5 protein-coding genes are annotated in these 5,828 nt (G+C 73.3%); 4 read left to right on the plus strand and 1 reads right to left on the minus strand.

Annotated features, from left to right (window positions below; genetic code table 11):
- Window positions 1-250: 250 nt before the first annotated feature.
- The 4 genes from LCE31_RS33275 (at window position 251) to LCE31_RS40655 (ending at window position 4,469) form a co-directional block, all read left to right on the plus strand.
- Window positions 251-1,879, plus strand: a complete 1,629-nt coding sequence (locus LCE31_RS33275; protein ID WP_225021121.1) for a S53 family peptidase — start codon at window positions 251-253, stop codon at window positions 1,877-1,879.
- A 339-nt stretch (window positions 1,880-2,218) separates the two neighbouring features.
- Window positions 2,219-2,794, plus strand: a complete 576-nt coding sequence (locus LCE31_RS33280; protein ID WP_225021124.1) for a GNAT family N-acetyltransferase — start codon at window positions 2,219-2,221, stop codon at window positions 2,792-2,794.
- Between the two features lie 61 nt (window positions 2,795-2,855).
- Window positions 2,856-4,127 (plus strand): amidase, encoded by a 1,272-nt coding sequence (locus LCE31_RS33285; protein WP_225021125.1) that lies wholly within the window; start codon window positions 2,856-2,858, stop codon window positions 4,125-4,127.
- Between the two features lie 216 nt (window positions 4,128-4,343).
- Window positions 4,344-4,469, plus strand: a complete 126-nt coding sequence (locus LCE31_RS40655) for a hypothetical protein (RefSeq protein ID WP_263632610.1) — start codon at window positions 4,344-4,346, stop codon at window positions 4,467-4,469.
- A gap of 114 nt (window positions 4,470-4,583) precedes the next feature.
- Here LCE31_RS40655 and LCE31_RS33290 read toward each other — a convergent pair whose 3' ends face one another.
- The gene (locus LCE31_RS33290; RefSeq protein WP_225021127.1) at window positions 4,584-5,621 is read right to left on the minus strand and encodes a LacI family DNA-binding transcriptional regulator; all 1,038 of its coding nucleotides are present in this window, start codon (window positions 5,619-5,621) and stop codon (window positions 4,584-4,586) included.
- Between the last annotated feature and the right edge of the window lie 207 nt (window positions 5,622-5,828).

A 5,828-nucleotide genomic window follows, 5' to 3' on the forward strand; every position in this document is an offset into this window, starting at 1 on the left:
CCCACGCCCTCGCGGCCAGGCCACCCCGCAGCCCAGACCGCCCCAGCGGGCGGCGGCCCGCTGCCTCCCGTCGGCGCTCAACGCCCCCTCACCTGGGGCGCGTGCGACATTCCCGCAACACCTCGTCAACACGAAACAGCGCCTCAACACAGGGAGCAAGGGTTCCCCCGCTTATGGACAACTCCTCTCCCTACCTAGCGTGTTCGCAGTCACCCCATTCGAGACTCGAACTCTTCCACGGAGGCCGTTCGTGACCCCACGTCTCAAGTTCCTCGCTCCCGCCGCCGCCCCCGCCCTGCTGGACGCCGCCGTCCCGGTCGCCGCCGCTCAGACGCCCGGCCCGGACACGGCCCGTACCGCGATAGCCGGGGACGTCGTCCCCGGGCTCTCCGCCCACGCGGCCCGCACCGGTTCGGTCGCCGCCGACAAGTCCATCTCGGTCGCCGTGAGCCTGGCCCCCAGAGACCGCGCCGCACTCGCGGCGTTCGTCTCCCAGGTCAGCGACCCCTCCTCGGCGAGCTACGGGCACTACCTGACCAAGGCGCAGTTCGCGGCCCGCTTCGGCCGTACCGCGGCCGAGGTGGCCCAGGTGAAGGACTACCTGCGGTCTCAGGGCCTCAGCGTCGGGGCGGTCCACTCGGGCAACCTGCTGATCGACGCCAAGGGCACCGCCGCCCAGCTGCAGAAGGCGTTCGGCACGAAGCTGTCGACCTGGAAGGACTCGTCGACCGGCCGCGCCTTCTACGCCAACGACTCGGCGCCCACGCTGCCCGCGTCCGTCGCCTCCATCGTGAGCGACGTGTCCGGCCTCAACAACCACGCGGTACGGCAGCACGCGGCGCCCGCGAAGGTCAAGCCGCTCAACGGCCCCGGCGGCGGCTACACCCCGGCGCAGATCAAGGGTGGCTACAACGTCCCCAGCTCGTACACCGGCAGCGGCCAGAAGATCGCGCTGCTGGAGTTCGACGGCTTCCAGCAGTCGAACATCACCAAGTACGACAACCAGTACTCGCTGGGCTCGTCGGCCCCGACCGTCAAGAAGGTGAGCGGCGGCTCGGGCGCCCTCGGTGACGGCCAGGTCGAGGTCGAGCTGGACATCGAGGTCCTGAACGCGATCGCGCCCAAGGCCGACGTGACGGTCTTCGAGGGCCCGAACAGCGACGCGGGCGAGGTCGACACGTACCAGGCCATCGTCGACAGCGGCATCCCCACCACGTCGATCAGCTGGGGCCTGTCCGAGGCCGGCCGCACCAGCTCCAACCTCAGCTCGGTCGACGCGATCTTCCAGCAGGGCGCGGCCGAGGGCCTCGGCTTCTACGCGGCCTCGGGCGACAGCGGCTCCGACGACGCGGGCAACGGCGGGACCTCGGTCGACTACCCGGCGAGCGACCCCTACGTGACCGGCGTGGGCGGCACGACGCTGACCGTCAGCTCCTCAAACGCGTGGAGCAAGGAGACCGCGTGGAGCGGCGGCGGTGGCGGCAAGTCCTCCACCTTCAAGATCCCGAGCTGGCAGACCTCGGTCCAGCAGAGCAAGGGCGGCGGCTACCGCCAGGTGCCCGACGTGTCGGCCCTCGCCAACCCGAGCCCCGGAGTGTCCATCTACTCCCAGGGCAGCTGGGGCCAGGTCGGCGGAACCAGCGCCGCCGCGCCCGAGTGGGCGGCCTACGCCGCGCTGTACAACCAGCAGGCGGCAGCCGCGGGCAAGGCGAACCTCGGCTTCGCCAACCCGACGCTGTACTCGGCGGGAGGCACCGGCTTCCACGACATCACGAGCGGCAGCAACGGCGCCTACTCGGCCGCCAAGGGCTGGGACTTCACCACGGGCTGGGGCTCCTACAACGCCCAGACCCTGACGTCGAAGCTGCTCGGCAACTGAGGAACCACCTGACCGGCTGAGCCGGACACCCAGGGGCGTGCGCACCGGTCCGTACCGGGGCGCACGCCCTTCGCCGCGCCGGGACACGCACGCATACGGCCCGCTGATGCGGCTTGTTCCCGCGACCTGTTCGTACGGCCCGCTCATGCGGCTTGTTCCTGCGACCCGTTCGTACGACCCGTTCGTACGGCCCGTTCGTACAGCCCGCTCCTGCGGCCGGTGAAGCGCTCCGTCGCAGCTCGGGAGGGGTGGTGCCGGTGGTGCACCGTAGAGTTGCCGCCACAGGACTGTGAAGCGGATCGCGGGAAGCGGAGAGCGGGAAGCCGGGAGCGAGGGTCGATGGACGCGGAGGCGAACAGCGGGGTGAGCGGCGCGGGGCTCGCCGTCCTCGACGCCACGGAGGTGACCGCCGGCCTCGTGGAGGCGTCGCACCGGCTGCTCGCGGACCTGGTCGGCCGGGGCGCGGCCCTCGGGTGGGTCGACCCGCCCTCGTCGCACGAGATCGCGGAGCTGCTCGGGGAGGTCGTCCGGGCGGCGCGGGCCGAAGACGCGGCCCTTCGGGTGGCCTGTCTGGACGGGCGCCTCGTGGGACTGGGCTACTGGCGGCGGTACGCGAGGCCGACCCACGCGCCGCACGCCGATCTGGAGAAGGTCGCGGTCGACGCGTCCGTCCACGGCCGGGGCATCGGCAGGGCGCTGACCTCGGCGCTGGTGGAGGACGCGCGGGCGGCCGGTGTCGAGGTCCTCACCCTGGATGTGCGCGGCGACAACACCCGGGCCCAGGATCTGTACCGTTCGCTCGGTTTCGCCGAGTACGGCCGCCTCCGCGACTTCGTCGCCGTCGGGCCGCGCCGCTACGACAAGGTCCTCTACATGCTCGACTTCCGGCAGCGGGACCGGCCACCGAACCCCTGAGCCTCCGGGCGGCGCGCGTGCGAGGATGGCGCGCGGTGAGCGGCTCCGGGGAGGCGTACGCATGGACAGGGCGACGGGCGACGTGGCGGCAACGGCACGGACAGCGGCGGTACTTGAGGCGATCGAGCGGCTCGATCCGGAGATCGAGGCGTTCGTACCCGAACCGGACAGGCCCGGTCGGCTGGCGCGCGAGACGGCGGCCCTGACAGGCAGGTTCGCCGGGACCGGGGAGCGGCCCGCGCTGTACGGGGTGGCCGTCGGCGTGAAGGACATCGTGCGGGTGGACGGGCTCGACACGCGCGCCGGTTCCGCACTGCCGCCCACGGCACTGGAGGGCCCGCAGGCCGTCCTCGTCGACCGGTTGAGGGACGCGGGCGCCCTGGTGGCGGGCAAGACCGTGACGGCCGAGTTCGCCGTGCTGGCGCCGGGCCCGACCCGTAACCCCCACAACCCCGGGCACACGCCCGGAGGTTCGAGCAGTGGCTCGGCGGCGGCGGTCGCGGCCGGGATGGTGCCGCTCGCCGTGGGCACCCAGACCGTGGGCTCGGTGATCCGGCCCGCGGCGTACTGCCGAGTGGTGGGTTTCAAGCCGACGTTCGGGCGCGTCCCGGTCGACGGTGTGATCGCCAACGCGCCGAGCTTCGACACGGTCGGAGTGTTCGCGCGGGACGTGGCAGGCGTCGAGCGGGGCGCCGCGGTGCTCTGCGACGACTGGCAACCGCCGGCCGAACGCCCCTCGCGTGCACCGGTGTTCGGGATACCGGAGGGTCCCTACCTGGAGCGCGCCACCGCCGGTGCGCTGGCCGCGTTCGACCGGCAGGTCCTGCTGTTGCGGGCGGCCGGGTTCGAGGTGCGCGGCGTACCGCTCATGGCGGACTTCGACCAGGTGGTGGCACAGCTCTACGCCATGAACCGCTACGAGGTGGCGCGTACGCACGCGGAGTGGTTCGCGGCGTACGGCGACCTGTACCGCCCGCAGACGGCGAAGGCGATCCGGGAGGGGCAGGCGGTCGAGGAGGCGACGTACGCCCGTGCCCGCAGGGGGAAGGCGGAGTTCGCCGCGCGGCTGGCGGACGCGACCGCGTCGGCGGGCGTGGACGCCTGGCTCACTCCCGCGGCCACCGGGCCCGCCCCGCGCGGCCTGGAGACGACGGGCGACTCCGTCATGTGTCTGCCGTGGAGCAACGCGGGCTGGCCGTCCCTGACGATCCCGGCGGCGGCCACACCCGACGGCCTGCCGCTCGGACTCCAGCTGGTGTCCCCGCCGGACACGGACGAGCGCCTCCTCGGCTGGGGCACGGCCGCCGCGGGTGCTCTGACACCGCCCGCGTGACGCCGGGCGCCGCACCGAATCGGGCCGGGTCGCGCCGGATCGGCGGAACGTCCCGGCACCGGAAGGCCCAGGAGGTGGACGCCGTGGGAGTCGCAGGGCCAGGCGTTGGCGACCCCGACGGCGGGGCGCCGCTCGGAGTGCCTCGCGTCGGCGACTCCTCCGTATCCGCCGCCTTACGGGGCCCTGTTCGCGGGGCCGAACAGTACGGAGACGACCGTGGCCACGCGGCTGCCCCGGCTGTCGAGCGCGCCGTCGGTCGCCACCGGGCCGGGCTCCGTCTCCGTACGGCTCTCCGGCCGCCGGCATCCGACCGCGACGAACACGGCCTGCCCGCCCGGCTGAGCCGGAAGCGCCCACCGATCCGGAGGACCACTCGACCGGTCCCGGACCGGTCCGGAGCCCCCACCGGCCCGGAAGGTCCGGAAAATCGGGGCGGTCGCCCCGCCGCTCCGGTCCTCAGGACGAGTCCCGTACGACCAGTTCGGTGGTCAGGACGACATGGCGGTGCGGCAGGCCCGGGTGGGCGATCTCGTCAAGGAGCATGTGGGCCATCGTGCGGCCCATCTCCTCGATCGGCTGGCGCACGCTCGTCATGGGCGGGTCCGTGTGCCGGGCCACGATCGAGTCGTCGAAGCCGACGACGGCCACGTCCTGCGGCACCCGCAGGCCCGCCTCGCGCAGCACCTGCATCGCGCCCGCCGCCATCACGTCGGACGCCGCGAAGACGGCGTCCAGGTCCGGTCTGCGCGCGAGGAGTTGCCGCATGGCGTGCACCCCGCCCTCCTCGGTGAAGTCCGCGTGCGCCACCAGCCCTTCGTCCGGCGGCGCGTCCGAGTGCGCCGTCCGGTAGCCGTCGAGTCGGGCCCGCGCCACCTCCATGTCCAGCGGTCCCGTGATCGTCGCGATGGTCCGGCGCCCCCGGCCGAGCAGGTGCTCGACGGCGATCCGGGCCCCGCCCACGTTGTCCGCGTGCACATAACTGAGCGGTTCGCGATCCGAGCGCCTGCCGCCCAGCACGGCGGGCATGTCGATGGTCTCCAGCAGTGTGGGCAGCGGGTCGTCCGCGTGCACGGAGACCAGCAGTACGCCGTCCACCCGCTGTGCCGAGAGATAGGCGACGAGGCGCTCGCGCTCCTTCGCCGTCCGTACGAGGATCAGCAGCAGCTGCATCTCCGTCTCGGCGAGCCCCGCCGTCACGCCCCGGATGGTGTCCGAGAAGTACGGTTCCGCGACGAGGCGCGTCTCCGCCTCCGGTATCACCAGCGCCACCGAGTCCGTTCGACTTGTGACAAGAGTCCGTGCCGCCCTGTTGGGGACGTATCCGAGTTCGGCGATCGCCTTCTCCACGGCGGCGCGCGCCTTGGCGCTGACCCCCGAGGACCCGTTGACCACCCGGGAGACCGTGCCCCTGCCGACCCCTGCCCGCTCCGCGACGGCCTCCAGGGTCGGGCGGGCGGAACCCCTGGCCGCGGGCCCCTTCACGACTCGACTCATCGTTCACCTTCCAGCTCTGCGCGCGCCCCGTGCGGGCGGGGTGGCCTCATTGTGACCACGGCGTCCCGGCCATGGTCCAGCACTCGTTCCCAGCCATCTCCCGGCGCGGCCCCCCCCCCCGGGGGGGGGGGGGCCCCCCCCCGCCCCCCCCCCGGCCGCCCCCCCCCCGCCCCCCCCACCCCCGCCCCCTATTTTAAATCCCCCCCC

It is taken from the genome of Streptomyces sp. 8L (assembly GCF_020176795.1).
GTDB lineage: Bacteria > Actinomycetota > Actinomycetes > Streptomycetales > Streptomycetaceae > Streptomyces.